Source organism: Lentzea sp. JNUCC 0626, from assembly GCF_043632865.1.
Lineage (GTDB): Bacteria > Actinomycetota > Actinomycetes > Mycobacteriales > Pseudonocardiaceae > Lentzea.
In genome coordinates, this window is sequence record NZ_CP171635.1 from 10,551,137 (window position 1) to 10,577,794 (window position 26,658).

Annotated in this window: 29 protein-coding genes; 9 read left to right on the top strand and 20 right to left on the bottom strand. The window is 68.0% G+C overall.

Annotated features, from left to right (window positions below; all coding sequences use genetic code 11):
* Window positions 1-39: 39 nt before the first annotated feature.
* Both JNUCC0626_RS49285 and JNUCC0626_RS49290 read left to right on the top strand, forming a co-directional pair.
* A complete protein-coding gene (locus JNUCC0626_RS49285; protein ID WP_394617495.1) occupies window positions 40-1,227 on the top strand; it encodes a trans-sulfuration enzyme family protein in 1,188 nt (395 codons plus the stop codon).
* 140 nt (window positions 1,228-1,367) lie between these two features.
* On the top strand, window positions 1,368-2,711 hold the full coding sequence (locus JNUCC0626_RS49290; protein WP_394622268.1) for an amino acid permease: 1,344 nt from the start codon (window positions 1,368-1,370) through the stop codon (window positions 2,709-2,711).
* 58 nt (window positions 2,712-2,769) lie between these two features.
* Here the strand turns inward: JNUCC0626_RS49290 and JNUCC0626_RS49295 are convergent, their stop codons facing one another.
* Entirely contained in the window at window positions 2,770-4,188 is a 1,419-nt protein-coding gene (locus JNUCC0626_RS49295) for an alpha/beta hydrolase (RefSeq protein WP_394617496.1), read from the bottom strand.
* Between the two features lie 162 nt (window positions 4,189-4,350).
* On the opposite strand from JNUCC0626_RS49295, the gene pdxT reads away from it, so the two are divergent.
* Both pdxT and JNUCC0626_RS49305 read left to right on the top strand, forming a co-directional pair.
* Window positions 4,351-4,974: a pyridoxal 5'-phosphate synthase glutaminase subunit PdxT gene (gene pdxT / locus JNUCC0626_RS49300; protein ID WP_394617497.1), complete on the top strand. Its 624-nt coding sequence runs from the start codon at window positions 4,351-4,353 to the stop codon at window positions 4,972-4,974.
* The gene (locus JNUCC0626_RS49305) at window positions 4,971-5,720 is read left to right on the top strand and encodes a YebC/PmpR family DNA-binding transcriptional regulator (RefSeq protein WP_394617498.1); all 750 of its coding nucleotides are present in this window, start codon (window positions 4,971-4,973) and stop codon (window positions 5,718-5,720) included. The genes pdxT and JNUCC0626_RS49305 overlap by 4 nt, the downstream gene beginning before the upstream one ends.
* A gap of 53 nt (window positions 5,721-5,773) precedes the next feature.
* On the opposite strand, the gene JNUCC0626_RS49310 is transcribed toward JNUCC0626_RS49305, so the two are convergent.
* The 3 genes from JNUCC0626_RS49310 to JNUCC0626_RS49320 all read right to left on the bottom strand — a co-directional run bounded on the left by JNUCC0626_RS49310 (window position 5,774) and on the right by JNUCC0626_RS49320 (window position 7,566).
* Window positions 5,774-6,244 (bottom strand): Imm1 family immunity protein, encoded by a 471-nt coding sequence (locus tag JNUCC0626_RS49310; protein ID WP_394617499.1) that lies wholly within the window; start codon window positions 6,242-6,244, stop codon window positions 5,774-5,776.
* Window positions 6,241-6,903, bottom strand: coding sequence for a DddA-like double-stranded DNA deaminase toxin (locus JNUCC0626_RS49315; protein WP_394617500.1), 663 nt, complete (start codon window positions 6,901-6,903; stop codon window positions 6,241-6,243). Before JNUCC0626_RS49315 ends, JNUCC0626_RS49310 begins: the two co-directional genes overlap by 4 nt.
* A 72-nt stretch (window positions 6,904-6,975) precedes the next feature.
* A complete protein-coding gene (locus JNUCC0626_RS49320; protein WP_394617501.1) occupies window positions 6,976-7,566 on the bottom strand; it encodes a TetR/AcrR family transcriptional regulator in 591 nt (196 codons plus the stop codon).
* Window positions 7,567-7,671: 105 nt separating this feature from the next.
* Here JNUCC0626_RS49320 and JNUCC0626_RS49325 point away from each other — a divergent pair, with 105 nt between their 5' ends.
* A complete protein-coding gene (locus JNUCC0626_RS49325; RefSeq protein ID WP_394617502.1) occupies window positions 7,672-8,415 on the top strand; it encodes a 3-oxoacyl-ACP reductase family protein in 744 nt (247 codons plus the stop codon).
* Window positions 8,412-9,623 (top strand): MFS transporter, encoded by a 1,212-nt coding sequence (locus JNUCC0626_RS49330; protein ID WP_394617503.1) that lies wholly within the window; start codon window positions 8,412-8,414, stop codon window positions 9,621-9,623. Before JNUCC0626_RS49325 ends, JNUCC0626_RS49330 begins: the two co-directional genes overlap by 4 nt.
* Here the strand turns inward: JNUCC0626_RS49330 and JNUCC0626_RS49335 are convergent.
* The 12 genes from JNUCC0626_RS49335 to JNUCC0626_RS49390 all read right to left on the bottom strand — a co-directional run bounded on the left by JNUCC0626_RS49335 (window position 9,608) and on the right by JNUCC0626_RS49390 (window position 22,172).
* Window positions 9,608-11,974 carry an ATP-binding protein gene (locus JNUCC0626_RS49335; protein ID WP_394617504.1) on the bottom strand — a complete coding sequence of 789 codons (2,367 nt, stop codon included), beginning with the start codon at window positions 11,972-11,974 and terminating at the stop codon, window positions 9,608-9,610. The two genes, JNUCC0626_RS49330 and JNUCC0626_RS49335, sit on opposite strands and share 16 nt — an antisense overlap.
* A complete protein-coding gene (locus JNUCC0626_RS49340) occupies window positions 11,952-12,473 on the bottom strand; it encodes a GNAT family N-acetyltransferase (RefSeq protein ID WP_394622269.1) in 522 nt (173 codons plus the stop codon). The genes JNUCC0626_RS49335 and JNUCC0626_RS49340 overlap by 23 nt, the downstream gene beginning before the upstream one ends.
* Window positions 12,474-12,478: 5 nt before the next feature.
* Window positions 12,479-13,291: a phytanoyl-CoA dioxygenase family protein gene (locus JNUCC0626_RS49345; RefSeq protein ID WP_394617505.1), complete on the bottom strand. Its 813-nt coding sequence runs from the start codon at window positions 13,289-13,291 to the stop codon at window positions 12,479-12,481.
* A gap of 45 nt (window positions 13,292-13,336) precedes the next feature.
* Window positions 13,337-13,882 (bottom strand): DUF6879 family protein, encoded by a 546-nt coding sequence (locus tag JNUCC0626_RS49350; RefSeq protein ID WP_394622270.1) that lies wholly within the window; start codon window positions 13,880-13,882, stop codon window positions 13,337-13,339.
* A gap of 14 nt (window positions 13,883-13,896) precedes the next feature.
* Window positions 13,897-14,088: a hypothetical protein gene (locus tag JNUCC0626_RS49355; RefSeq protein WP_394622286.1), complete on the bottom strand. Its 192-nt coding sequence runs from the start codon at window positions 14,086-14,088 to the stop codon at window positions 13,897-13,899.
* Between the two features lie 230 nt (window positions 14,089-14,318).
* On the bottom strand, window positions 14,319-14,777 hold the full coding sequence (locus tag JNUCC0626_RS49360; RefSeq protein ID WP_394617506.1) for a RidA family protein: 459 nt from the start codon (window positions 14,775-14,777) through the stop codon (window positions 14,319-14,321).
* A complete protein-coding gene (locus tag JNUCC0626_RS49365; RefSeq protein ID WP_394617507.1) occupies window positions 14,774-15,601 on the bottom strand; it encodes a PhzF family phenazine biosynthesis protein in 828 nt (275 codons plus the stop codon). Before JNUCC0626_RS49365 ends, JNUCC0626_RS49360 begins: the two co-directional genes overlap by 4 nt.
* Window positions 15,598-17,178, bottom strand: a complete 1,581-nt coding sequence (locus JNUCC0626_RS49370; protein WP_394617508.1) for an amidohydrolase — start codon at window positions 17,176-17,178, stop codon at window positions 15,598-15,600. The genes JNUCC0626_RS49365 and JNUCC0626_RS49370 overlap by 4 nt, the downstream gene beginning before the upstream one ends.
* Window positions 17,175-18,809 (bottom strand): dipeptide ABC transporter ATP-binding protein, encoded by a 1,635-nt coding sequence (locus JNUCC0626_RS49375; RefSeq protein WP_394617509.1) that lies wholly within the window; start codon window positions 18,807-18,809, stop codon window positions 17,175-17,177. Before JNUCC0626_RS49375 ends, JNUCC0626_RS49370 begins: the two co-directional genes overlap by 4 nt.
* Entirely contained in the window at window positions 18,806-19,651 is an 846-nt protein-coding gene (locus JNUCC0626_RS49380) for an ABC transporter permease (protein WP_394617510.1), read from the bottom strand. Before JNUCC0626_RS49380 ends, JNUCC0626_RS49375 begins: the two co-directional genes overlap by 4 nt.
* Before the next feature lie 2 nt (window positions 19,652-19,653).
* On the bottom strand, window positions 19,654-20,613 hold the full coding sequence (locus tag JNUCC0626_RS49385; protein WP_394617511.1) for an ABC transporter permease: 960 nt from the start codon (window positions 20,611-20,613) through the stop codon (window positions 19,654-19,656).
* Window positions 20,614-20,621: 8 nt separating this feature from the next.
* Window positions 20,622-22,172 carry an ABC transporter substrate-binding protein gene (locus JNUCC0626_RS49390; RefSeq protein WP_394617512.1) on the bottom strand — a complete coding sequence of 517 codons (1,551 nt, stop codon included), beginning with the start codon at window positions 22,170-22,172 and terminating at the stop codon, window positions 20,622-20,624.
* 245 nt (window positions 22,173-22,417) lie between these two features.
* Between JNUCC0626_RS49390 and JNUCC0626_RS49395 the strand changes: the two genes are divergently transcribed.
* Complete coding sequence (locus JNUCC0626_RS49395) at window positions 22,418-22,885, top strand: MarR family winged helix-turn-helix transcriptional regulator (RefSeq protein WP_394617513.1); 468 nt, start codon at window positions 22,418-22,420, stop codon at window positions 22,883-22,885.
* Here JNUCC0626_RS49395 and JNUCC0626_RS49400 read toward each other — a convergent pair whose 3' ends face one another.
* Window positions 22,886-23,044, bottom strand: coding sequence for a DUF397 domain-containing protein (locus JNUCC0626_RS49400; protein ID WP_394617514.1), 159 nt, complete (start codon window positions 23,042-23,044; stop codon window positions 22,886-22,888).
* A complete protein-coding gene (locus tag JNUCC0626_RS49405; RefSeq protein ID WP_394617515.1) occupies window positions 23,041-23,877 on the bottom strand; it encodes a helix-turn-helix domain-containing protein in 837 nt (278 codons plus the stop codon). Before JNUCC0626_RS49405 ends, JNUCC0626_RS49400 begins: the two co-directional genes overlap by 4 nt.
* A 127-nt stretch (window positions 23,878-24,004) precedes the next feature.
* Here JNUCC0626_RS49405 and JNUCC0626_RS49410 point away from each other — a divergent pair, with 127 nt between their 5' ends.
* Both JNUCC0626_RS49410 and JNUCC0626_RS49415 read left to right on the top strand, forming a co-directional pair.
* Window positions 24,005-24,505: a DUF4262 domain-containing protein gene (locus JNUCC0626_RS49410; RefSeq protein WP_382442907.1), complete on the top strand. Its 501-nt coding sequence runs from the start codon at window positions 24,005-24,007 to the stop codon at window positions 24,503-24,505.
* The gene (locus tag JNUCC0626_RS49415; RefSeq protein ID WP_394617516.1) at window positions 24,502-24,969 is read left to right on the top strand and encodes a GNAT family N-acetyltransferase; all 468 of its coding nucleotides are present in this window, start codon (window positions 24,502-24,504) and stop codon (window positions 24,967-24,969) included. Before JNUCC0626_RS49410 ends, JNUCC0626_RS49415 begins: the two co-directional genes overlap by 4 nt.
* 351 nt (window positions 24,970-25,320) lie before the next feature.
* Here JNUCC0626_RS49415 and JNUCC0626_RS49420 read toward each other — a convergent pair whose 3' ends face one another.
* Both JNUCC0626_RS49420 and JNUCC0626_RS49425 read right to left on the bottom strand, forming a co-directional pair.
* Window positions 25,321-25,983, bottom strand: coding sequence for a glycoside hydrolase family 75 protein (locus JNUCC0626_RS49420; RefSeq protein WP_394617517.1), 663 nt, complete (start codon window positions 25,981-25,983; stop codon window positions 25,321-25,323).
* An 85-nt stretch (window positions 25,984-26,068) separates the two neighbouring features.
* Window positions 26,069-26,632, bottom strand: coding sequence for a TIGR03086 family metal-binding protein (locus JNUCC0626_RS49425; RefSeq protein ID WP_394617518.1), 564 nt, complete (start codon window positions 26,630-26,632; stop codon window positions 26,069-26,071).
* Window positions 26,633-26,658: the final 26 nt, after the last annotated feature.

The following is a 26,658-nucleotide window of genomic DNA, read 5'->3' on the forward strand; positions in this document are numbered from 1 at the left end:
GTCCACCGCCCGCCCGAGGAAGTCTCCACCATTCGGGCCATGACGCGCATCGAGACCATCGCAGTGCACGGCGGCCGCGACGACCTCGCGGAACTCGGCGTGCACGCCCCTCCCATCGACCTGTCCACCACCTACCCCGTGCCTGACCAGGCGCTCGGCGGGGAAGCGCTGGGGGAGTGGGCCACCGGAGCCGCACGGGCCACCTCGCCCGTCTACGCGCGGCTGCACAACCCGACGGTGGCCCGGTTCGAACAGGCGCTCGCGGCACTCGAGCACACCGAGACGTCCGTGGCGTTCGGCAGCGGCATGGCGGCGGTCACCGCCGTCGTCCAGGCCGCCTGCGTCATGGCAGGAAAACCGCACGTCGTAGCCGTGCGGCCGTTGTACGGCGGCACCGACCACCTGCTGTCGTCGGGTCTGCTGGGCGTCACCACCACGTACGTCGAAGCGGGCCTGGTGTCCTCCGCGATCCGGCCGGACACCGGGCTCGTCGTCGTCGAGACGCCGGCCAACCCCAACCTCGACCTCGTCGACATCGAGCACGTCGTCCGGCAGGCCGGGAGCGTGCCGGTCATGGTCGACAACACCTTCGCGACTCCGATCCTGCAGAACCCGGTCCTGCACGGCGCCGAGTACGTGCTGCACTCCGGCACCAAGTACCTGGGCGGGCACGGCGACGTCCTCGGCGGCGTGGTGGCCTGCTCTGAGGAGCGCGCGGCGGCGTTGCGGCAGGTCAGGATCATCACGGGCGCCGTGCTGCACCCCCTCGGCGGCTACCTGCTGCACCGCGGGCTGGCCACGCTGCCGTTGCGGGTCAACGCCGCGTCGGCGTCGGCCGCGACGCTGGCGATGCGGCTCGCCGAGCACGACGCCGTGGAGTTCGTGCGTTACCCCACGGCCTCACGACAGATGCGCGGTACAGGCGCGATGATCGCGTTCGGCGTGCACGGCGATCCGGTCGAAGTAGTGCGCCGGTTGAAGCTCATCACCCCGGCCGTCTCGCTGGGTTCGGTGGACACGTTGATCGAGCACCCGTCAGCTTTGACCCATCGCCTGGTACCTGGCGAAGAACTGCGTGCTTCTGGCGTTCCGGACAATTTGCTGCGCATTTCCGTGGGCCTCGAGCACGTCGAAGACATTTGGTCCGACCTAAACGCGGCACTGTGTGACGTCGCTTACGTTAAGCCTTCCCCAACCGATTACTTGGTGATGACTGCCACTCGCTAGGGTTCCCCGACATCGGCGCATCGGGGCGCGGGAGGTTCCGATGCGAGCAATTTTCCGTTTTCGGAAGGAACCTCCTCGTGAGTTCTGTGGAAACTGATGCGGACGGCTACACCAAGGCGCTGAGCAAGCGTCAGGTGCAGATGATCGCAATCGGTGGCGCGATCGGCGTCGGCCTCTTTCTCGGTGCGGGCGGACGCCTCGCCACAGCGGGGCCGTCGCTGATCCTGTCGTACGCCGTGTGCGGCCTCGCGGCCTTCTTCGTCATGCGCGCGCTGGGCGAGCTCGTGCTCCATCGCCCCGTGTCGGGCAGTTTTGTGGAGTACGCCCGCGAGTTCATCGGACCGTGGGCGGGCTTCACCTCGGGCTGGCTCTACTGGCTCAACTGGGCCATGACAGGCATCGCCGAGATCACCGCTGTCGCGATCTACATGCACAAGTGGTTCCCGGACATGCCGCAGTGGATCACCGCGCTGGTGGCTCTGGTCGTGTTGATCGCGATCAACATGCTGTCGGTCAAGCTCTTCGGCGAGCTGGAGTTCTGGTTCTCCGTCATCAAGGTGACCGCGATCGTGGTCTTCCTCGTCGTCGGCACCGGCCTGGTCATCGGCAACGCGGACATCGGCGGCACCACGGCGTCCGTCTCGAACACCTTCGGCCACGGCGGCCTGTTCCCGGCGGGCATCGGCATCGCGCTGATGACGTTGCAGGCAGTCATCTTCGCCTACTCGGCGATCGAACTCGTCGGCATCGCCGCCGGCGAGACCAAGGACCCCGAGAAGATCATGCCGCGCGCCATCAACGGCGTCGTGTACCGCATCGCCATCTTCTACGTCGGTTCCGTGCTGCTGCTGACGATGCTTCTGCCGTGGGACCACTTCACCGGCACGGAGTCACCGTTCGTCACGGTCTTCTCGGCGCTCGGCATCCCGGTCGTCGGCGACATCATGAACGCCGTGGTGCTCACCGCCGCGCTGTCGTCGTGCAACTCGGGCCTGTACTCCACCGGCCGCATCCTGCGGTCGTTGGCACAGAAGGGTGAGGCCCCGGCCATCACCGCCAAGATGAACTCCCGCCACGTGCCCTACGGCGGCATCCTGTTCACCGGTGTCGCGTACCTCTTCGGCGTGGTGCTCAACTACACCGTGCCCAAGGAGGCGTTCGACATCGCGATCGCCGTCGCGTCGTTGGGTGTCGTGTCGACGTGGGCGACACTCATCATCTGTCAGCTGCGATTGCGCAAGAAGGCGTTGGCGGGCGAACTCGAACGTCCGTCGTATCGCATGCCCGGCGCGCCTTACACCTCGTACGGAACGCTCGCGTTCCTGGCGTTGGTGATCGGGCAGATGGCCTTTGCGGGGACCGCCGAGAAGATCGCGTTCTGGTCGATCCCGGTGGTGGCGCTGGTGCTGTTCCTCGGATGGCGCTTCGTGAAGTCGCGCCAGCCGGTCGGACCGGAGCAGGAACAGCTCGTCAAGGTCGACTGAAGTTGACTGGAACGGCGGGCCGTCTCCTTTCCCGAGGGAGGCGGCCCACCGTTCGTTTTCAGCAGGTGGCGTCAGCCTGACGCCCCGGCTTGCGGACCGGCAGCGTGCCGTTCGTCAGGTACGCGGCGACGGCGTTGTCCACACACACGTTGCCCGCGAACGTGCTCTGGAACGAGATCCCGTTCTGCACGGCCAGCAGCGCCGAGTTCGGGAACCGCGACCGCGTCTCCAAGCTGCCCGCGAACGGCGTGACGGCGTTCAACGTGCCGTTGACGATCAACGCCGAACCGGTGCCACCGGGCTGCACGAGCGTGCCGGACTGGTGCTTCCAGTAAGCACACGGTCCGTTGAACCACGTGTTGCCCCACGTCGAGTTCGGCGCCTTCGCGTGCGTCGCCCACGTGTCCGCCGTCCACTTGTTCCAGTCAGACGGCCATGACGTGTCAGTGCAGATCTGCGCGAGAAGCGCGCTATAGCGGTTGGTTGCATCGCCGCCGTAGAACGCCGAGTACAGACCGAGGGTCATCGACAGGTCGTTGTTGTTGACGAGCGTCGACAACGCAGGGGCGAGCAACGGCCACGTCTGCTCGGAGTAGGCGGCGAACAGGAACACGTCGATGAACTCCGACGACCCGAACCCGTTGACGGGCTGCGCCTTCAGGTCGCGCGCCTTCCGATCGAACGCCGCCTGCACGGCCGCACGCGTCGTGCCCAGGTGGTAGGTGCCGTCCTGCGCGGCGATGCTGTCGAACCACCGGTGCTGGTTCTCCTCCAGCAGCACGTCCTGGTCGAAGTTGTTGGCGTTGTACCAAAGCCGCGCCGGGTCGAGGCTGCCGTCGTACACCGCGCGCGTGACGCGAGAGGGGTTGCGCGTCTGATAGACCTGCCCTACGTAGGTGCCGTACGTCTGCGCGTAGAGCGAGACAGACGGAACGCCCAGTGCGACGCGCACGCGTTCGAGGTCGGCCGCCTGGTCCGTGGTCTTCATGTGGTCGAGCAACGGATCGCCGGCGCAGTCCGCGGCGATCTGCTTGATCCGGTCCGTCCAGAACGGCTGGCTGACCGGCGTGGGCACGTAGTCGGGACGGCCGAGCGCCACCGGGTTCAGCGCGCAGGTGGTGGCCGGGACGCTGGGCGCGAGGCCGCGGCGGGCGATGCCGATCCAGTCGAACTGCTCGCCTCCCGCCATCCGCGCGCCGACCAGCGGCTGCTGGTAGCCGGTGCCGGTGAACGGGTCGGGCACGGTGAGCACGGTGCCTTTCGACGCCGCCGTTCTGTGCTGGACGCGGGAGATCGCCAGCGTGATCGTGGCGCCGTTCGGGGCGGCCGGGTCGAGCGGGACGGCCAGGGTGCCGCACTCGGCACCGCCGGCGGCGAGGGCCTGGTCGGCGCACGCGCCCCAGGTGATGGTCGGCGTGGCGTTTGCGGGGACGGCGAGCGTCACGAGCGCCAGCGAGGTTGCTAACAGGAGCTTCACGAACGCCAGCTGATCACCGGAAGTCCTGATGAGATGCCGCTTGGACGCGTTGGACCACAACCAGTGCCCGTAGGTGCACCACGGCGCAGTTCGGTCGCGGTACCGGGCGGCCTCGCGGGGTACCGGCAGGCGGCCCTGAACACCTCGAATATGCTGGTGAGCATGGTTGCTGCCCCACCCGTCATCGGCGTGCTCGCCCTTCAGGGCGACGTCCAGGAACACCTCATCTCGCTCGCGAAGTGCGACGTCACCGCACGGCCCATCCGCCGCGTCGAGGAGTTGGACGAGCTGGACGGCATCGTCATCCCCGGCGGCGAGTCGACGACCATGAGCAAGCTGCTGGTCAACTTCGAGCTGCTGGAGCCGCTCCGAGCCAAGATCAAGGCGGGCTTCCCGGCCTACGGCTCGTGCGCGGGCATGATCCTGCTGGCCGAGACGGTGCTGGACGGCCGGGACGACCAGGAGCAGCTCGGCGGCCTCGACGTCACGGTGCGCCGGAACGCGTTCGGCAGGCAGATCGACTCGTTCGAGACCGACCTCGACCTGGCGGGCGAGGTGGTTCACGCCGTGTTCATCCGGGCGCCTTGGGTGGAGGCGGTGAGCGGCGAGGTCGAGGTGCTCGCTACGGTGCCTGTTACGGCTGAGGCGGGAGACGCCGCCGGTAGGATCGTCGCGGTCAGGCAGGGCAACGTGCTGGCGACGGCGTTCCACCCGGAGCTCACGGGTGACGAACGTGTTCACCGCCTGTTCGTTGACATGGTTCGCGGTTCGACGGAGGAGAAATGAGCGGCCACTCCAAGTGGGCGACCACCAAGCACAAGAAGGCCGCTATTGACGCCAAGCGCGGCAAGCTCTTCGCGCGGCTGATCAAGAACATCGAGGTCGCGGCCCGCACGGGCGGTGGCGACCCCGACGGCAACCCGACGCTGTACGACGCGATCCAGAAGGCCCGCAAGAACTCGGTGCCGCTGGACAACATCGAACGCGCCCGCAAGCGCGGCGGTGGTGAAGAGGCCGGCGGCGCCGACTGGCAGACCATCATGTACGAGGGTTACGGGCCCAACGGTGTCGCGGTGCTCATCGAGTGCCTCACGGACAACCGCAACCGTGCCGCGTCCGAGGTGCGCACGGCGATGACGCGCAACGGCGGCTCGATGGCCGACCCGGGCTCGGTGTCGTACATGTTCAGCCGCAAGGGCGTCGTGATCGTGCCGAAGGCGGGCACGAGCGAGGACGACGTCATGATGTCGGTGCTCGAAGCCGGCGCCGAAGAGGTCAACGACCTGGGCGAGTCCTTCGAGGTCGTGTCCGAGGCGGGCGACCTGATCCCGGTGCGCAAGGCGCTGCAGGAGGCGGGCATCGACTACGACTCGGCGGACTCGAGCTTCCTGCCGTCGGTGTCGGTGCAGCTGGAGGCCGAGGGCGCGCGGAAGATCTTCAAGCTGATCGACGCGCTGGAGGACTGCGACGACGTGCAGAACGTCTTCGCGAACTTCGACGTGTCGGACGAGGTCATGGCCGAGGTCGACTGACCACGCACGCAGGAAACGCCGGTCACGCGCGAGCGTGGTCGGCGTTTTTCGTTTCAGGCGATTCCGCCTGTCGATTGCCATTCGATGCAGGTCGGCCGTGTGCCGGTCTGGCGGAACTCTTCCAGCGCCATCGTGATCGTGTTCAGGCTGATCGCCGATTTGGGCGGAAAGAGCGTTCGGTTCTGCTTGTCGATGTACAGGACAGGCGTGTCGGTGAATTCCTCGTTGGAGACCGACGCCCAAGACCAGAACCGCCCAGGCTCGTCGTACTCGTCAGGTCCGACGTAGTGCAGCGCGCCGATGGCCGACTCCGGGTCGAGGTCCAACTTGAACATCCGGTCAGGAAAGTTCAGGATTCCGAATGTCGGTAGGTCTGGAGATGCCACCTGGGTCGGGTGCGGCTGTGGGCCTTGCTCCAGCACGTCCGCGAGCACACGTTCGAGGGCTGCCTCTGGCTTGACCACGACCGGCTCGTCTGCGCGGTTCGAACCGGCGTAGTACCAGAACTCGAGGGTGAGGCTCACCGTGATTCCTTTCCACGTATCTCGAACGACCGTACCGGATCGTGAATGATGAGGGTCTGGCCCGGCAGAAGGATATGGGCAAGCAACTTCTTGCAGGAGAAGATTCCGTTGCACACCTCGAAGTTGATGACCAGTTCGACGCGGTCGACGCCGCCTTGCCGCATGCGCCACGCCACCTTCGTTTCGACGTGCTTCGGGGCTTCGATTCTTATCGGGGGAATGGCGCCTACCTCGATCAGGTGGGCGTTGATGCGTTCGTGCTCGCCGTCGGGCTCGCGTCCGCTCTGCACGAGTTCCATGTAGCCGTCGGGGTCGAGGTAGTAGCCACTGGTGATGTACGTGGGCAGGTGCGCGCGTTGCTGGTCCGCCCAGGTCGCTTCCGGGGAGGCGGCGCCCACCTCGAATCTGGACCGGATCTCTTCGACGCCGCGCAGCACGGCTGTCATCGCCTCGGACAAGTCGAGTGCGCCTGTGTGCACCGCGTGGAAGTTGGCGGTGACCTCGGCGGCCTCGGCCTCATGTGAGGTGCCCGCCATCGATTCTGTGATCAGTGTCGTGCTGTCGGCAGCGGTGTCGGAGGCTTGTCGCAGGGCTTGCAGCGCTTGGCCTGCCAGTTCGGCGACCTGGTTCAAACGGGCCGCGACGTCGGCGAACGACATGCGGCTCACCCCCAGGTATGGCGATCCCCCCGTGGGCAGTGTGCCGCTTGGATGACTTCTAGCGCGCCCGTTTCACTCCCACGGGAGTGTGCGCATGGTCAGGTCGACGATGCGGCGCAACTGCTCGCGGGACGCCCCGGTCGACGCCTGCACCGCGAACCCCTGCGACACCGACAGCACGTACACCGCCACGTCCCGAGGATCAGTCCCGGCGGGCAGGTCGCCCTCCTCCAACGCCTGCGCGAAGCGGGACGTGAGGATCTCCTCGGCAGCCCGCCACCGGTCGTTGAGCTCGGCTTTTGCCTCCAGTGCGGTGTCGCCGGGGGACAGGGCACTCTGCACCAGCAGACAGCCCGCCGGCGTGTCGGAACCGGTGGTGGCATCGACGGCACCCAAGAGAAAGAGCCTGGTCACCTCACGTGCGGTAGGCGCGGCGAGGGCGGCGGGGCCGTAGGCGAAGATCGTCGCGATGTAGCGGTCCACGGCCTGCTTGAAGAGGCCCGTCTTCGAGCCGAACGCCGCGTAGATGCTGCCCGGCTTGAGGTTCGTCGCGGTGGTGAGGTCGGACATGGTCGCGCCCTCGTAGCCCTTGGCCCAGAACACGCGCATCGCCGCGTCCAGCACGGCGTCCGTGTCGAACTCGCGCGGCCTGCCGATCGCCATCGTGGGCCTCCTCACTTTTTGAGTACCCGTTCAAGATAGCACTTGCGAAGTGAAACCCTGCGGTGACATCTTGAATGAGCACTCAACAACGAACGAGGGGTCGAGATGAGCACCGTGCTCGAAGGCAAGGTCGCGATCGTCACCGGTGGCTCGCGGGGGATCGGGGCAGGCATCGCGGAACGCCTCGCGCAGGCGGGGGCGACCGTCGCCATCACCTACTACGCGTCGCCTGACCAGGCCGAACTGGTCGTGAAGTTGATCGAGGACAAGGGCGGCGAGGCCGTCGCGATCAAAGTCGACGCAGGGGATCGGGACGCGGTCAGGGCCGGGGTGCGAGAGGTCGTGGAACGGTTCGGCAGGCTCGACGTGCTCGTCAACAACGCCGGCGTCATCGACGTCAAGCCCATCGCGGACGTCGGCGACGACGAGTACGACCGGACCGTCGCGGTCAACCAGACCAGCGTGTTCGTCGCCAGCCAGGAAGCGGTGAAGCACCTCCAAGAAGGCGGACGGATCATCACCGTCGGCAGCATCAACGCCGACCGGGTCACGTATCCGGGCGGCACGCTCTACGTGCTCACCAAGGCCGCGGTCGCCGGGTTCACCAAGGCGCTCGCCCGCGAGGTCGGCCCGAGGGGCATCACGGTCAACAACATCCAGCCGGGGCCGACCGACACCGACATGAACCCCGCCGACGGACCGCGCGCCGACGGCTCCCGCGCGCACATCGCCATCGGGCGGTACGGGACGGCCGACGAGGTCGCGAGCCTGGTCGCCTACCTGGCCGGACCGGACGCCGCCTACATCAGCGGCGCTTCGATCGACGTCGACGGCGGATACGCGGCTTGATCCCGATCATCATGCTCGCGGTGTTCGTCATCCCCATGGGCATCTCGGGCACGGCCATCGCACTGCCCCGCATCGCGCACGAACTCGGCAGCGACCCCACGCGACTCCAGTGGGTCGTGAACGGCTTCAACGTCACCTTCGCCGTGTTCGGACTCGTCTGGGGCGTCGCGTCCGACCGGATCGGCTACCGCCGGACGTTCCGGATCGGCGTCGGGCTGCTGCTGGTGGCCTCGGCCACCAGCGCGCTCGCGCCGAACCTCACCGTCCTCGACGCCGCGCGCCTGGTCGCCGGAGTGGGTGGCGCGGCGGTCGCGACGGGCGCGAGTTCGTTGCTGTCCAACGGTTTCGAAGGCGCCGAACGCAAGCGTGCGTTCGCCGTCTTCGGCACGGTCATCGGACTCGGGCTCGCGCTCAGCCCCACCATCTCAGGCGCGCTCATCGCCGCGTTCGACTGGCGCGGGGTGTTCGTGGCGCACGCGCTGCTGGCCGTGCCGGGGCTCGCGTTGAGCGGGCTGCTGCCGAACCCGCGCACGACCAACACCCGCAAGACCGACTTCTCCTTGCTGCGCAACAGGTACTTCCTCGGGCTGACGCTCGTGACGGTCGCGGGCGCGTTCGGCTTCGTCACGCTGCTGACGTACCTGCCGGTCGCGCTCAGCGGAGTCGCGGACCTGTCCGCGGGAACGGCGGGCCTGCTCATGCTGCCGATGACGATCCCGGTGCTGGTCGGGCCGGTCCTCGGCATGCGCGGCTCACCGAGGACCGTCATCGCCGTGTCGTTGGCGGCGTTGATCCTCGGCTCGCTCGGAATGTTGTTGCTGCAGCCGGGAATCTGGCTCGGCTGGCTCGTGATCCCAATGCTGCTGATCGGCTTCGGGTTCGGCCTGCCGTTGGGGCGGATCGACGCCGAGGCGCTCGCGACCGTGCCCGCGCACAGCACCGGAACGGCCTCAGGCGTGCTCAACCTCGTGCGGATCGGCAGCGAGGCCGTCGCGGTGGGCGCGTACGCGGTGACGATCACCTGGCTGATCGGGCGATCCTCGCCGAACAGCGACATCGCCCACGCCACCGCCGCCGGACACCCTGGTCAGGCGGCGGTCTACGCCGAGGCGTTCCACTGGATGATGCTCGGCCAGGCCGTCGTCGTGGCGGTGGTGGCCGTCGCGATCGCCCGGCTCGGGACCGCGAGGTCTCACGCCCTCAACTGACTGCTCAAGGCGACGGCTTTCGGGTCCTCGAACTCGGCGAGGATCGCGAGCGCCTCCTCCCCGCACAGCCGGGCGTCGGCCGCGGACTGCAGTTCGCGGCTGAGATGAGCGAGGTTCCTGGCGAGTTTCCACCGGTCGCCCAGCTGCCGGTGAGTGGCTCCGGCCTGACGGTGGAACTCGGCGGCCTGCTCGCCGCGGTCGAGGTCGTCGTACGCGCAGCCGGCGCCTTCGAGGGCCATCGCCTCGCGGCTGCGATCGCCGTTCTGCCGGCAGATGACCGCGGCGGCCTGGTAGGAGATCAGCGACTCGCCGGGCTCCCCGGCGGCTCGCTGGGCCTTGCCGAGGTACAGCAGCGCGGTGGCCTCCCACAGCCTGTTGGTCATCTCCCGGCTGAGGTCGACCGCTTCGCGTGCCAGCGCCAGTGACGCGCGGGCGTCGCCGCGGACCCGTGCCACGTAACTGATGGCGGTGAGCACCATCGACTCGTAGAGGCGGTCGCCCAGGTCGCGGAACATGCGCAGAGACCTCGCGAGGTGGTCGTCCGCCGCGTCCAGATCCCTGAGCTGGGCGCAGGTGTAGCCGGTGCTGTAGAGCAGAGTCGCGAACCACCTCGCGTCGTCCAGGTCCCGTGCCGCGGTCAGTGCTTCGGCGAACGCGGCCCTGGCTTCACTCAGGCGGTGCCGGAACAGGTGGACCCAGCCCAGGCCGTTCAGGCCCTTGACCACGTTGGCCGTGTCGCCCAGCGAACGGTAGGTCGCCACGGCGTCGACGTGGTGGGTGACGGCATCGGTGAGCCGCATCGTCATGCGCGACAACCTGCCCAGGCTGTCGTGCATCGCGGCTTCCTCCGCGCGCAGGCCCAGCTGCCGAGCGCAGTCCAGGCCGATCCGCGACGTCGACCGCCAGTCGTTGAAGTGGTTGTAGGTGGCGTAGATCCGCTCGAGCAGGGTGGCCAGCCGCCACGCCGTGTGCGGTTGACCGGTGCCGGCGGCCGCGCGCACCACGGCCTCCAGGTTGGACTTCTCCTCCGCGTACCACCGCGAGGCCTGACCGTGGTCGGCGAACTGAAGACTCGGGCCCTCGTCCAGGGAGAACAGCAAGGTCGTGTCGTGAGCCAGCACGAGCGCGCAGTTGTAGGTGGTGCGCAGGTACCAGTCGCAGACCCGGTGCACCGCGGCGAGGTGCTCGTCCTCGGAAAGCTTGGACTGCGCGCAATCCACCGCGTAGGCCCGGAGCAGGTCGTGGAAGCGGTAACGCATGAAACCCGTGGCTTCCAGCAGGCAGGCACCCGCGAGCTGGTCCAGCGCACCGCGCACCCGCCGCGGGTCGCCGCCCACCAGCGCCTCGGCGGCCGACTCGCTGAAGTCGGCTCCCGGATGCAGGCCGAGCAGGCAGAACACCAGCGCGGTCTCCTCCGGCAACGCCCGATAGGACCAGGCGAACACCGTGTGCACCGCCTCGGCCTCGTCGATGTCACCGGTCGACAGCGTGTTCCACAGTTCCGACTCGTCGCGCAGGTCGGCGATGAGCCTGCTCAACGGCATCGCGGGACGGCTCGCCGCCCGTTCCGCCGCGATCCGCAGCGCCAGCGGCAGATGTGCGCACAGGCGTGCCAGCTCGGCGACCTCCGCGGGGTCGTCTCCCTTGCGGTACTCCTGCACGGTCGTCGTCAGCAGCTGCACGGCCTCTGCCTCGGTCAGCGTGTCGAGCGTCCTGCGCCGGGCGCCGTGCCGGATCGCCAGGCCCTGCAGGTGGTTGCGGCTCGTGACGATGGCGAGGCTGCTGCCGGAGCCCGGGATGAGCGGACGGACCTGAGCGTTGCTCGCGGCGTTGTCCAGGATGATCAGCATCCGCCGGTCGGCCAGCTCCGACCGGTAGAGGCTCGACTGGGCCTCGACGTCGTCGGGGATGGACGCCGCGGGAACCCCAAGCGCCAGCAGGAACCGTTCCAGCGCTTGACTTGCCGACACGGGCAGGCCGGGGTCGTAGCCGCGGAGATCGATGTAGAGCTGGCCGTCGGGGAACTCGTCGCGCGTCCGGTGAGCCCAGTGCAGGGCGAGGGACGTCTTGCCCACGCCCGCGGTCCCGGAGATCACGTACACGACGAGGTTCTCGTCGTCGACCAGGAGCTCGTCGAGCGCGGCCAGCTCGGCGATCCTGTTCACGAACCCCCGCACCCCTCGGGGCGGTTGCAGGGGACGGTGACCGCGGCCGCCACTGCCCTGGTAGAGGTGGATTCCGCCCTCGACGTTGCGCACCTGCACGATCTCGCCGACGTTGCCGCCCACCTGCGACCGGTTGACGACACCGTCGAGCTCGTCGTCGGGATCATCGGGCATCAAGATCACCACGCAGCACAGAGTAGAGGTGTTGATCATGCCAACGGCCCTCGCGCCACTGCGCTCCTCGCAGCAGACCTTCCCTGGTGAAGCGCAGACCGCGGAGCATGCGTTGCGACGCATCGTTGTCCGTGTCCACCACGGCCTGAATCCTCCAGGCGAGCGTGTGGTCGAACAGGTAGCGGACCAGGAGCGTGACGGACTGCCCGCCGTAGCCCTTTCTCCGCTCAGCCCGGAAGACGTGAGCCGCGATCTCCCAGCACCAGGACGTGTCCTCCGGGCCCCAGGTTCGCCGGAACCAGAAGACACTGCCCACGACTTCTTCGCCTGCCACAACGGTGAGCCGCCCGCCATCGCGGTTGATGGCACCCAGTTCGGCCGGCGTGCGGCCCGGCGTGCTGTGCCCGAACCACTGGTGCTCACCGGCTTCTTCTCGCGAGGAATAGGCTTTCTCGAACTTGGCCAGATCGGCTTCGATCAGCGGTCGCAGTTCGCAGCGATGTCGTGCCATCGCGGTCACCAGTGGAACTCGCCGAGAAGTTCTCTCACTTCCGCGTCACCGGTGAGTGCCAGTGCGACCGTGAGCGGGTTCTCGACCGGGACGCCGTGCTCACCGATCTCGTTCCTGATCCACGACGGGACGTAGCCGAGCAGCAGCAGTGTGCGCCGCTTCGCCTCTGCGGTCGAAGGCGCGGTGCGATGCCAGAGGCTGCCGTGGATGACCACCGCGTCACCGGGCTCGAAGAACAGCTCGACCTGATCGGCGTGGGCACTGCGGTCGCCCAGCGGGAACTGCACGCCGGGTCGCAGGTGCGAGCCCGGCAGCAGCATCAGAGCGCCTTCGTCGGCCGACACGCGGTCCAGGTAGATCAGGCAGTGCAACTGGTGCGGGTAGCAGAAGAAGACGGGCCGCGGATCGGGAACGACCGGCAGGTGGTTGTGCCACGGCACGGAGATGCCGGCCGTGCCCGGATAGTGCATCCGGGCCTCCAGGTCGATCCACACCTGCGGGCCGAGCAGAGTGCGGGCGAGGGAGAGCACCGGTTCCAGACGGAGCAACCGGTGGAACTCCGCGTGTTTGTCGAGCAGCCGGCGCAGGTAGATGCTGTCGCCCGCGACCCACTCCGCGCCCGGCACGCCCTCCTCCGCCTGCGCGATCTCGTGCACGCGAGCGCGCAGACTTCCCGCCACGCCAGGGGAAAGCAGCTCGCGTCGCACGAGATAGCCCTCGCGCACCAAGTGGTCGATGTCGTCCGTGCCGACCCGCGCCGTGACGACGCGGGTCGGATAGCCCGCCGACTGGTCGTTGATCAGGAATTCCGTGCGCACTTGGTCCACGGTCGCTCTCGCTTTCGGCAGGCCGCTGTCGTGCGGTCAGCAGTGCGGCAGGGCGAGTTCGTTGCTCCGGATGCGGGCGAGCAGGCAGGAGAGCGGGAACGACCGGGAGTGGAACTCCTGCCACGCCGCCCGCGCCTGGACGAGACGCCCCGGATCGTCGTTCTGGTTGATGTAGAGCAGTTCGCCTTCCGCGGTGTAGCCGAGGTCGACGACCACGGCGTCGTCGAACAGCCACGTGTCGGTGAAGGTGAGGTCCGGCACGTCCTCCCGGTAGATGAACCGGATGTCCTCGCCTGCGGCGCCGTTGATCGCGTAGTACCAGTCGATCTCGAACTGGAGGTAAGGCGTGAGCACGTGGTCGATGATGTGCACCCGGCCCATGTACCGGCCGTCCGCCACGCACGCCCTGATGTTGTCCGCCCACGCCCCGTTGCGATCCGCCGGAAGCGGCTCGCCGGAGAGGTAGTGCTCGAACTGCTCGCGCTCCTCTTCGACCGAGTAGACCGGAAGCGTCTCGATCCGCGTCGCGGACTTCCGGAACTCGACGAAGAGCGTGCCGAACTGGTCCTTGTTCAGAATGATGGCGCTGGCTCCCGTTACTGGTTGAACACGCGTTCGAGGATGTAGCGCGGGATTTCGACCGCGCTTTCTCCTGGCGGCAGGTCGAGGCCGACCAGAGGGCCGTCCACGTTGAACCCCTGTACGACGATTGTTCCGTTCTCGGTCTCGTAAACCGCGGGACAAGGACCGTTCCCGCAGCCGGACCCGCCGATCTGCCTGAGCTTCACGGTGCTCCCCTCCGAGGTGAGCGGGCAAGGTAAGGGCCCAAAACTTTACCGGGAGGCAGCGCGCGCGAACAACGCGAGCCACTCACTTGTCGTAGGTTCGAGCGGGAGTGGCCAAATATTGGAAGGAATTCAATGTCAATTCATTGACAGTCGGTGAACGGTGTTCATCCGTTCGCGCGGAAATCGCCGCTCAAAGGGTGAATTTCGCCTGTCGACGAGGATTCGGCCCCTCAAGAGCATACGGCGACAACCAGTTCGATCTCCAGCAGCCCGTTCGCCGGCAGGCTCGCCACCCCGACCGCGGACCGCGCGTGCCGCCCCTGCTCGCCGAACGCCGTCCGCAGCACCGACGAGACGGTGTCCAGCACCCGGGAGTGCCGGCGATAACCGGGGACGGCGTGCACGAACCCGCGCAGGAACAGCACCCGCTCGACCAGGTCGAGCGAGCCGAGCTCCTGCTCCACCGCGCTCAGCGCACGCCCTGCGCACGCGAGCCCGGCCTGGGCGACCACCAGTTCCGGCGTGGTGTCGGAGACCGGACCTTCGACGACACCGCCCTCCCACCTCGACAGCTGTCCGGCCACGTGCAGGACGGAACCGTGGCGCACCACAGGCAGGTAGTCGCCGTTCGCCGAAGGCGGCTCCGGCAACACGACGCCCGCCTCAGAAAGCCGGGCACGAACGCTCATCGCACCTCACCCCCGAGCCAGAGCCCCAGGTCGGCGAACCGGAGCACGATCTCGGACGGCCGCCCCATGCTCCGCCCCTGGCGCACCCGGACGGACTCGGCGTCGCGCGTGATCAGACCGTCCGCGAGCAGCCCGTACACCAGGGCCGCGGCGGCGATCCCCGTCGCGGCGTCCTCCGGGTAGCCCGACGACCGGGGGAACTGGCGGGCGTCGAACACGTGACGCTCGGAGTCGGCCACCGCGTACGGGTAGAGGCCGGTGGAGCCGAGCCGCGCACAAACCTGTTCCACCCGGGAGAAGTCCGGCCGCAGACGGTCCAATGTGGCCAGATCGGCGACCGGGATCAACGTCTTCGTGCGGCTGGTGCGGGCGTTGCGGATCGGGCGGTCGGCGAGGTCGTCAGCCGTGATGCCGAGGACGTCCAGCAGTTCCGGGACGGCCGAGGCGTCCACCGGCGAGACGGTGCCCTCGGGCTGGGTGATCTCCACCAGCCCGTTGTCGACGCGGGCGTGCACCACGCCGCTGCGCGTGTCGATGCGCACCGAGGAGGACGGGAGCCTGCCGACCCGGTTCAGCAGCCACACCGCGCCGACGGTGACGTGGCCGCACATCGGCATCTCGTGGTTCGGCACCCAGTAGCGGAACGTGAAGTCGCAGTCGGAACCGGCGGGGGCGGGGAGCACGAACCCGGACTCGTGGCCGTGTTCGCGGGCGACGGCCTGCATGTCCGCCTCGGTCATGCCGCTGGCGTCGAGGACGATCGGGGCCGGGTTGCCGCCGCCGGGACCGGCGACGAAGACGTGGGTCAGGGCGATGTCACTCACGCAGGATTCTTTCGGGTCGAAGGGGTTCCGGCGACGACGGTCATCAGCACCCGCAGTTCGGTCAGCCGCGACGGGCTGACGGCCAGCGGGTCGCCGTCGAACACGGTGAGGTCCGCCAGGGCGCCCGGCCGGATGACGCCGTGTTCGGGCAGGCCGATGGACGCCCACACCTGCTGGGTGAACGCACGGAGGCTTTCGAAAGCCGTCAGGCACTGGGACTGCCCGACCGGGCGGGCCATGGCGGCGGCGAGGATCTCGCGCGGGTCGGACTCGACCACGGGCCAGTCGGACCCGAGCGCGACCACGGCCCCGCTGTCGATCAGGTCCTTCACCCGGTAGGCGTTGCGGGCGCGCGCGGGACCGAGCTTGCGGCTCCACGTGTCGGTCTGGTCGGGCCGGATGTCCAGCAGGTGCGTCGGCTGCATGCTCGCGGCGACGCCGAGTTCGGCGAACCGGGGCACCAGCGGGTCCGGGATCGTCTCGACGTGCTCGATCCGGTGCACCACAGGGGGAAAGTCAGCCGGGATCGACGCCACGGAGTCGAGCACGAACTCCACCGCACGGTCGCCGATCGCGTGCGTCGCGGTGGGAATCCCGTGTCGTGCCAAGGCGTGCAGCGTCTCGGTGTACCGGCTCGCAGGCATCCACAACGGCAGCGTGCACGAGCCGTCGGTCGCGGGTTCGCTCAGCCACGCGGACCCGTGCCCCACGGTGCCGTCGAGCATCAGTTTGATGCCCTCGACGACCCAACGCCGCCCGCCCACGCCCTGCAGCCCGAGGTACGAGCGGTAGCTCGACTCCCAGTCGTCGGTGGCCCGCCACAGCGGCGAGATCCGGATCCGCACCGGCAGATCGCCCTCCGCCTCCAACGCCTGAAGCAACTCCACGTCGCCGGGTTCGATGTTCAGCTGGTGCACGCCGGTGTACCCGGCCCGCGCGAAACCCTCCAAAGTGGACAGAACCGCCTGCTTCCTCTCCTCGAACGACAGCGCCGGCACGCAGGCGCTCACCTCGGTCATCGGGTCCTCGACCAGATACCCCGTGGGCGTCCCGTCCTCGACCACCACGCGCGAGTTGTTGCCGTAGTCGCGGGCACCGGTGATGCCCGCGATCTCCAGCGCACGCCGGTTCGCGACCATCGAGTGGGCGTCCCGGAACAGCAGGTACCCCGGCCGCCCGCCGAACGCGGACTCGAAGTGCGACGCGCGGATCTCCTGCCCGCCGAACGCGTCGAACGTCAGCGAGTGCCCGGTCACCCAGCTGTCGGGGCCCTTGGTCCGCGCGACCGCCTCGACCCGCGCGGCGATCTCCTCAACCGAGGTCGCGCCGGCGAGATCGACCGTCCCCCACCGCCTCGAAGCCCCCTTCAACGGGTGCGTGTGGGCGTCGACGAACCCCGGCACCACCGTGGCGGCACCGAGGTCGAGGACCTCCGCGGCCTGCCACCGCGCGGCCTCGGCACGGGTACCGACGGCGACGATCGTGTCCCCGTCCACCGCGATCGCCGACGCCGACGGACGCGATGGATCAACGGTGTGGATCGTGTCGGCGAGCACGACCAGTGACGGACGGATCATCGAGCGGTTTCCTCTCGTTCGAAGGCAGTCCGCCGCGCCCGTTGGACAGCAGGGTCAGGCGTCGGCACCGCGGCGATCAACTTCTGCGTGTACGGGTGCTCAGGAGATCGCAGCACGGAGGCGGTCGGCCCGGACTCGACCAGCTCACCGCGACTCAGCACCCCGACCCGGTCGGCGAGCATCTCGACGACCGCGAGGTCGTGGCTGATGAACAACGACCCGAACCGCAGTTCCCGCTGCAACTCCAGGAACAGGTCGAGCACTTTGGCCTGCACCGACACGTCCAGCGCGCTCGTCGGTTCGTCGGCGATCAGCAGCTCGGGGTTCAGCACCAGCGCGCGGGCCAGACCGACCCGCTGCCGTTGCCCGCCGGACAGCTCGTGCGGGTGCCGCTCCGCATAACCCGCCGGCAGTTGCACCGCGTCCAACAGCTCGCGCGCTCGTTCCAACCGGGACCGGCGATCACCGACGCGGTGGATCGACATCGGTTCGGTGATGCACTCGGCGACGGTCAGGAACGGGTTGAACGACGACGCCGGGTCCTGGAACACGAACCCGACCCGGCGGCGCAACGCCCGCAGCCGCGCTCCCCGGGCCGCGCCGAGGTCCTCGCCGCACACGGAGATCCGGCCCGAGCTGACCGGCGCCAGCCCGATGACCGACTTCCCGATGGTCGTCTTGCCGGACCCGGACTCCCCGACGAGCCCGTACACCTCGCCCGGCCGCACGGAGAAGCTCACCGACCGCACCGCGTGGAAGTCGTGCCTGCGGGTCCGCCCGCGATAGACGATGTCGAGGTCCTCTACGGAGAGCACCGGCTCTCCCGAGGCCGGAGGGCGTTCGCGCACCACGCTCACGCCGAGCTTCGGCACGGCCGCGAGCAACGCTTTCGTGTACTCCTCACGCGGCGCCGCGAACAGCTCCTCGACCGGCGCCTGCTCGACCAACGAACCGCGGTACATCACCGCGACCCGGTCCGCGAGGTCCGCGACGACACCCATGTTGTGCGTGATCAGCAGGATCGACGCCCCGAACTCGTCGCGGCACTTCCGCAGCAGGTCGAGGATCTCCGCCTGCACCGTGACGTCCAGGGCGGTGGTCGGCTCGTCGGCGATGATCAACGCAGGCCGAAGGGCCAACGCCATCGCGATGACGATCCGCTGCTTCTGCCCGCCGGAGAACTGGTGCGGGTAGTGGTCGATCCGCGTCTCCGGATCCGGAATCCCCACGGCGGCAAGGAGTTCGACGCACCGCGCCCGCCGTTCCGCAGCGTCGCCGACGCCGTGCACGCGCAGGCCCTCGGACATCTGCCAGCCCACCCGGAACACGGGGTTCAGCGCCGTCGACGGCTCCTGGAAGATCATCGCCGCGTCGGCTCCGCGCGCCTTCCGGAGTTGGGCCGCGTCCGCCTGGAGCACGTCGAAGCCCCGCAACAGCACCGCGCCGGACATCGTCGCGACCGACGGCAGCAGCCCCAGCACGGAACGAGCGGTGAGCGTCTTGCCCGAGCCGGACTCGCCCACCAGAGCGAGGATCTCGCGCTCGCGCACCTCCAGGTCCAGGCCGTGGACGACGTTCTCGTAGTGTCCGAAGTGGATGGTGAGGTCGGTGATGCCGAGCGGGATGGTCATGCCGCCCCCTTGGTCGCGAGCCTGGCCTGACGACGGGTCCGGGGATCGACGAGATCGCGCAGCCCGTCGCCCAGGAGGTTCAGCGCGAGCACGGTGACGACCAGCGCGAGGCTGGTGAACACGATCATGCTCGGCGCCCGCGAGACGACGGACTTCCCGTCGTAGAGGATGTTCCCCCAGCTCGCGGCCGGCGCGGGCACGCCGGCGCCGAGGAAGCTCAGCGCCGCCTCCACGATGATCGACTCCGCGAACGTGAACGTCGCCTGCACAGTGATCACCGACAACGTGTTCGGCAGCAGATGCCGGAACATCAGGTGCAACGGCCGTGCCCCGACCCCGACGCTCGCCTCCACGAACATCTCCGACTGCACGGCCAGAGCACGCGACCGCACCAGCCGGGCGAGACCGGGCGTGTAGACGATCGTGAGCGCCACGACCAACGTCGTCGTCGACGGCCCGAGCGCGGCGGCCAGCGCCACCGCCAGCAGAATCGACGGGATCGCCATCAGCCCGTCGCAGATCCGCATCAGCACCGAGTCCAAAGTGGACGAGAACACCGCGGCGATGCCGATGGCCGTCCCGAAGACGATGCCGAGCAACGCCACGCTCAGCCCCACGGTCAGCGACGCCTTCGCCCCGGCGAGGATGCGCGCGAGCAGGTCGCGCCCGTAGTTGTCGGTGCCGAGCAGGTGCTCACCGCTGGGCGGCTTGAGCCGGGAGGTCGCCTCGACGCTGAACGGATCGAGGTGCACGAAGAGAGGCAGCAGGAACGCGCAGAACGCGATGACGAGCAGAATCCCCAGCCCCACAACGATTCCGGGGGTGCGCAGGGCACGTCGCATGATCACTTCCCTCCTCGTGCGCTGACGCGGACACGCGGATCGATCGCGCCGTAGAGGATGTCGATCACCAGGTTGATCACGAGGTACACCAGCGTCACGAACAGCACGACCCCCTGGATCACGGCGTAGTCGCGCCGCGCGATCGCCTGCACGAGCAGCGCGCCCAGCCCGGGGATGTTGAAGATCGTCTCGGTGACCGCGGCCCCGGTGACGAGCGTGCCGAACGTCAACCCGATCAACGTCAGGATCGGCAGCCCGGCGTTCTTCAACGTGTGCGTGAAGAGCAACCTGGTCTCACCGACGCCCCGCGACCGCGCGGAGTCGATGTACTCGGCACCGAGCACGTCGAGCACGGACGCACGGGTCGTCCGCACCAGCTGCGCCGACACGATCGTGCCGAGCGCGACGGCGGGCAGCGCGAGACTCGTGAGCCCGCGCCCGAAGTCCTTCAACGGATCGAAGTACCCGGCGGCCGGAACTGCCCGCAACCACACCGCGAACACGATGACCAGCACGAGCCCGAGCACGAAGCTCGGCACGGACAACCCGATCAACGAGATCCCCGTGACGACCCGGTCGATCAACGAACCCCGGTGCCGCGCGGCCAGCGTGCCCAGCGGAATCGACAACCCGAGCGCGACGACCATCGCGAGCACGGCCAGCCAGAGCGTGGGCATGGCGTTGTCGGAGATGGCCTGCAGCACCGGTTTGCGCAGGAACAACGAGTCCCCGAAGTCACCCCGGAAGATCCCCGTGAACCAGTCCAGGAACTGCATCGGCAGCGGTGCGTTCAGGCCGAGGCGCTCCCGGAGGGCGTCGACCTGGTCCTGTGCGGCGTCGGGGCCCAGCATCGCCCGCGCCGGATCCCCCGGCGTCAGGTGGATGATCGAGAAGATCACCACCGAGACGACCAGGAGGACCGGCACGAGGCTGAGCAACCGGCGGCCAACGAAAGTCAGCATTCCGGCCCCTACTCGCCGAACTCGACGGCCCACCAGACCGCGGCGCCGTCGAACGTGGGCACGTCGCGGAGCCTGGTGGTGGCGGCGTACACCCCGTGGTTGTCACCAAGACGCGACAACGGACGGGTGTCCTCGATGTAGCGCTGCATCTCGTCGTACATCGCGGTGGCGTCCTTCAACGTCGGCGCGCTGCGGTACCGCGCGAGCAGGTCGTCGAGCCGCGGACTCGCCCAGTAACCGGGCCGCGACTTGCTGAACCCGACGGTCTGCGACGGGTCGAGCTGCAACACCTGCGGGAACACCGACATGTCCCACGTCGTCTGCTCGCTCAGGAACTGCTGGAAGTACGACGCCCACTCACGGGTCTGGAGCTCGACCTTGATGCCGACCTTCTGCAGCTGGGACTGCACCACGACGGCCGCGTTGTACGCCTCGGTGTAGTCGCGGGTCACCGTCAGCACGAGCGACTCGCCGTTGTACCCGGTCTCCTTCAGCAACGCGGAAACTTTGGCGGCATCCGGCTTGTTGAACGTCGACCGCCCGACCTCGGTGTTCCACATGGACTCCTGCGCCTTCGCCATGTTGTGCTGGCTCAGGTCGTAGAGCTCCTTGCGGCCCACGGCGGCGATCATGATCTCGTCGCGGTTCAGCGCGGTGTGGATCGCCTGGCGCATCGCGGCGTTCGCGGCCGGCGTGCCCTGCCGTCCGCTGAAGACGAGGTTCAACGGGCTGGAGTTGTACGAACCGACCTTCAGCGCCGGGTCGTCGTACAACTCGTCGAGGCTGTCGTACGGCGCGTCCATCGTGATGTCGTACTGCCCGGATTTCAGCCCGAGCGTGCGCGTGCTGGCGTCGGCGACGAACTGGAACACGATCTTGTCGAGCTTGCCCGTCTTGTTGCCCACCGAACCGCTGCGCTCACCGGGGAGCGCCTGGTAGCCGGACCACTTCTCGAGCGTGAGCTCCTGGTCGGCCTTCCACTCCACGAAGCGGTACGGCCCGGTCCCGACGATGTCCTTCACCGGGTCGTCGCCCGCCTTGTCGATGATCTCCTTCGGCATGATCGCGGGGTAGTTCGCGAACCGGCTCGACAGGTGCAGCAAGTGCAGGAAGCTCGCCTTCGGCACCTGCAGTGCGACGGTCAGCGGGTCGACCTTCGTCCAGGTCGAGTCCTTGAAGTCGTCCCTGACCGGGGGAGCGAGCCGACTCCACCGCTGCATCGACGCGACCACGTCGTCGGCGTCGAGGTCGGACCCGTCCTGGAACTTCAACCCCTTGCGCAGCTTGAAGGTGTACTTGAGCCCGTCCGGGCTGCGCTCGTAGCTCTCGGCGAGCATCGGCTGCGGTTTCCGGTCGGCGTCCATCGACAGCAACGTCTCGAACACGGGCCGGGAGAGTCCGGTGGTCGTGGACGACGCGGACAGGTGCGGGTCGAGGTTCGGCGGCTGGGCCGCGGACGCGACGGTGATCGTCTTCTGCGCACCGTCACCGGCATCGGCCGCCCCACATCCCGCCAGGAGCACGCCGAGGGTGACCACCGCCGCTAGGTTCCTCTTCATGACCTTCATTTACTTATGACTCCTTAGTATCGAAGTCGAGATGGCGGCCTAGGCGGCAGGGTGTGGAGGTGGGGACTGGCGAGTTTCACCAGGTGTGAGCGCCTTGGCGTCCGGGGAACATAACCCCGGGGTGGGTCGATTGCAACAGAATCCTAAGTAAATCTCTCGGTCGTTGCTGAACCGTGCGCTAGGCTGCCCGGGAACGTCGCGGCCGCCCGGCGACCGAAGCCTGGAGTGTGGAACGAATGCGGAGCGAGCGGACTGCCCTCGCGCTGGACCTGTTCATCACGGCGAGCCGTTTCTCCAGGTCAGCCGCCAAGGTCCCCGCGCCCCGGCATCCGGGGGTCATGTGGCGGGTGCTGTCGACGCTGTCCTACCAGGGGCCGATGCGCACCGGGCAGATCGCGGAGTCGGAGCGGGTCTCGCAGTCGTCGATGACGACGACGGTCGACCGGCTGGTCCGGCTCGGCCTGGTCGAGCGCGTCCAGGACCCGACGGACGGGCGCGCGATGATCGTCCACCTCACGGCGGACGGCGAGGCGGCGCTGCGCGAGCAGCGCGGGTTGATAGTCGCCCAGCTCGACTCGTACTTCGAGGAGCTCAGCGACATGGACGCGGCGGTGCTGAAGCGCAGCGTGGAGTTGATGCGGGAACTGGTCGACGTCGCCGAGCAGGCCTACGCCCGCTCGGAACCGACGTCGAAGGGCGCCTGACTAGCTCGCCTTGGTGCTGTTGAGGAACGCCGACCACGCGGCAGCCGAGAACGGGAGGTGCGTGGCGGGCGCCTTGCTGTCGCGGATGCCGACGCCCCGGCCAACCTCGACGCAGTTGTTGCTGTCGCCGCTGTAGCTGCTCTTGCGCCAGTTGGTCATTGGAGACCCTCCAAGATGCTGTTGATCACCGCCCTCGATTGTTCCTCATCCAGCGCGACGGTCGCGAGGTCTTTCAGGATGGCCTCGTAGGTGTCGACGGTCTCCTTGTCGTCGAAGAACAAACAGCACTTGACGCTGTCGACGTAGACGACCGGCGGGTACTTCGGGAACTTCATCAGCCGGAAGTCACCGGTGACACCTGCGTGCACCCCCGCTGATCGAGGGATGACCCGGATGCTGACGTACTTCCGTACCGACACCCTCAGCAGATGCGCGAGCTGTTCTCGCCACACCTCTTCGCCGCCGACCGGGAGCAGCAACGCCTGCTCATGCACGTAGAACGTGAACGAGCGGGTGTATTCGAGGATCTCCGCTCGTGCCACCCTCGCTGCGACGGTCTTCGCGAGGTTGTCCGCCGACACCGTCTGGGCCTTGGCCGTGACCGCCGCGATGTAGTCGTGGATCTGGAGCAGGCCCGGGACGAGGATCATCGACAGGTCAATGATCTCTGTGGCCTCCCGCTCCTGGTTGATCAGCGTCAGGACCTGGTCGGGCACGCCGTCTTCGGTGAACCGCACGTAGGCGTTTCCCTGTTCGCGGAACAGTTCGATCAGGCGTTCGCGCTCGGCGAGGGGTGTGCGGCAGTAGGCGAGCAGCTCGCGGACCTCGGTCTCGGTCACGCCGCCTTTTCCGGCGAGCATGTCCGACAGCTTGGCCTCCTGCCAGCCGAGCTCCACGGCGAGTTCGCGCTGGGTCATGCCGGTGGCATCGATGGCGGCGCGCATGCCGTTGCCGAACTCGCGGCCCACCACGCTGGACGATCTCTTGGGCATGGACGGAAGGTAGGGCCACCCACCGCGAAACCTCTATCGTTTCCGGCCAAATCTGCCTGAAGGTGGGAGCGTTGGAACAGCTCCAAGCTGGGATAAGGCGCCGGAACGGTGCCGTAGGGTGGGTGGCGTGCTTTCCGACGAAGACATCGAACTGAGGGCGCGGCTGCTGTCCGCGGCCGACCGGTTCGGGCACACCAACATCGTGGTGAACCCGGACGCCGAAGGGCCGGGCTACGTGTTCTCGGTGGGGGCGTGGCGCCGGTTCGGGGTCGCCGAGGCGGTGGTGATCGGGCTGCCGCAGGGCATGGGCGAGAACCTCGTCAACATGTACGTGAAGCGGGCCAGCGAGGGCGAGCGGTTCCAGCCGGGCAAGCTCTACGACGACTTCTTCGAGGGCGTGCCGATCACGTTCGAGCGGGTCTACAAGGGGTTCTACCCGGAGTTCTTCGGGAGTGCGTACCTGCTCTACGACGGGTCGGAGTTCGCCGCGCTGCAGATCATCGTGCCGACGCCGCAGGGGCAGTGGCCGTGGCAGCCGGACGCGCCGGAGGGTTTCCACGACCACCAGATGATCCTCACCGAGAGCGGCATCCCGGAGAGCTGGACGCCGGGGGTCACCGGGCCGTGACCGTCCACTTCGGACCGTTGACGCCCGCGCACGCCGGCGAGGTCATGACGATCCAGCGCGCGGCCTACCTGGCGGAGGCCCGCCGGTACGGGGCGTGGGACCTGCCGCCGCTGGTCGAGACGCTCGACGAGATCCAGAAACACCTCGCAGACGGAACGCCGTCGGTCGGCGCGTTCGACGGGGCGCGGCTGATCGGGTCGGTGCGCAGCCGGGTCGACGGCGACCGCATGGAGGTCGCGCGGCTGGCCGTCGCGCCGGACGTCCAGGGCGGTGGGATCGGCCGCAAGCTGCTCGCCGCGATCAGCGAAGGTGCACCCGATGAGGTGAAAGTCGTCTGGCTGTTCACCGGGGCCGAGAGCGAGTCGAACATCCTGTTCTACGAGAGCGCCGGATTCGTCCGGGTCAGCGAGCACCTCGACGCCGTCGGTATCAGGTGCGTCACTCTGGAACAGAAGGTCATCTGACGTTCAGGGGCCGGTCACGAGCGGCTGTCACGCTCGGAGCCGGTCCACCCACGACCAACCACCGGTGCGGACGTCGATCACACGTCGGCTGATCCGTCCGGCACCCGCTGCCCCCGGCGCATCCGGCGCCGGGGGCAGCGTTGTTTTCGCAGGCGGTGACCAAAACGTTGTCCGGCGGGCGTTGTCCGCTTTTGGTGCTTCGACACCGGACAACGATCTAGCTGTAGAAATGCGGTGCGTTCAACGGCAGGGGGAGCCGCTGGACGTGATCGGGGGGAGGAACGCCCCGTCTCGCAGGAGGCTAGGGGGATGCGGGGCGGGGCGTTTCGGAATTCCAACCGGGAAAACCTTCTAGTTCTGGCTCAGGAACTGCTGGGCGAGTGATTCGCCGAGCGAGGTGGCTTTCGCGTGGTCTTCGATCGGCGACACCTTGGAGTTCTTGAAGTAGAGGTAGTGCACCGGGCCGTCCGAACCGCCGTTCTCGGGGTCGGGGTTGATGCCCAGGTCCACGGCCGTCGCGTAGGACGCCTCACCGATGATCGCCGTCGGGCCCGTGTCACCGACCACGGCGTACTCGACGCGGTTGTTGTAGATGACGGCCACGACGCCACCGCCCTGGATGCCGAACTTGCGGTAGTCCCAGGTGCCGCTCGCCGACGGCACGACCACGTACGGGAGCTTGTCCGCGACCAGCGGCTTTCCCTTGGAGTCGTGGAACGCCGTGTCGGCCTGGAACCACGGATCGGTGTCCTCGTTGCACTTCGAGGTGCGCTGGCCGTCGCAGTCGACGTCCAGGTCGGCCTTGTACCAAACGGCGCCGTTCTTGCCGCAGACCGGGATGTTCGCGGCGGTTTCCTCGTCAGAGCGGTACTTGCCGGACGAGATCTGCTGGCACGAAGTCAGCTTGGCGAGCAGTTGCGACGCCGACGGTCCGGCGGCGTGCGCGGCAGGGGATGCGAACAGGGACGCGACGAGAGCGGACACGGCGAAAAGCCCTGGGGCGAGCTTGCGCATTGTTGCCTCTTTCGACAGGGAACTTTCCTGACTGAAAGCGGCGGCAGCAATAGAGTGCGCAACTCAGGCAATAGCCGTCAAGGGGCTAAGGCTTACGTCCCAGAAGTCCGATCAGGCGCGTTTGGTCGTCCGCGTCCGCCGACACCGGAACGGGCGAATCGAACATCGACGAACCACTCCAGTCGTCGATGTTGCGTTCCACATAACCCAGAACGGCCGACGCGAGTTCGGGATCAATTCGTTCGTCCGCACCGATCGAGCGGGCGAGATCCCAGGCGTGCACCGCGAGATCCGCGGTCATCTGCCAGCAGTACTCCTCGGCGTCGAGCTTGCCCGACGAGACGCTCACCGGTTTGGCCAGCGCGTGCGTGCCGAGCCAGGCCTCGCGGGCCGCCGCGGCCGCCACGACCCAGGACACGAGCGGGTCGTCGCCGAGGTTGTCGTGGTCGAAGCGGTCACCGACCTGCTCGACCGTGCAGCCCGCGATCAGCTCGGGGGCCCAGAGCTGTTCGTAGACCAGGTGACCGACCAGGTCCCTGACCGACCACTCCCGGCAGGGGGTGCCGAGCGACCACTGGTCCGGTGCGATCTCCCGCACCCTCCGGTCGAACTCCGTCATCGCCACGCCGTGCGCCTGGATCAACTCCATCCCAGCAGTGCATCAAATCTCGCCCA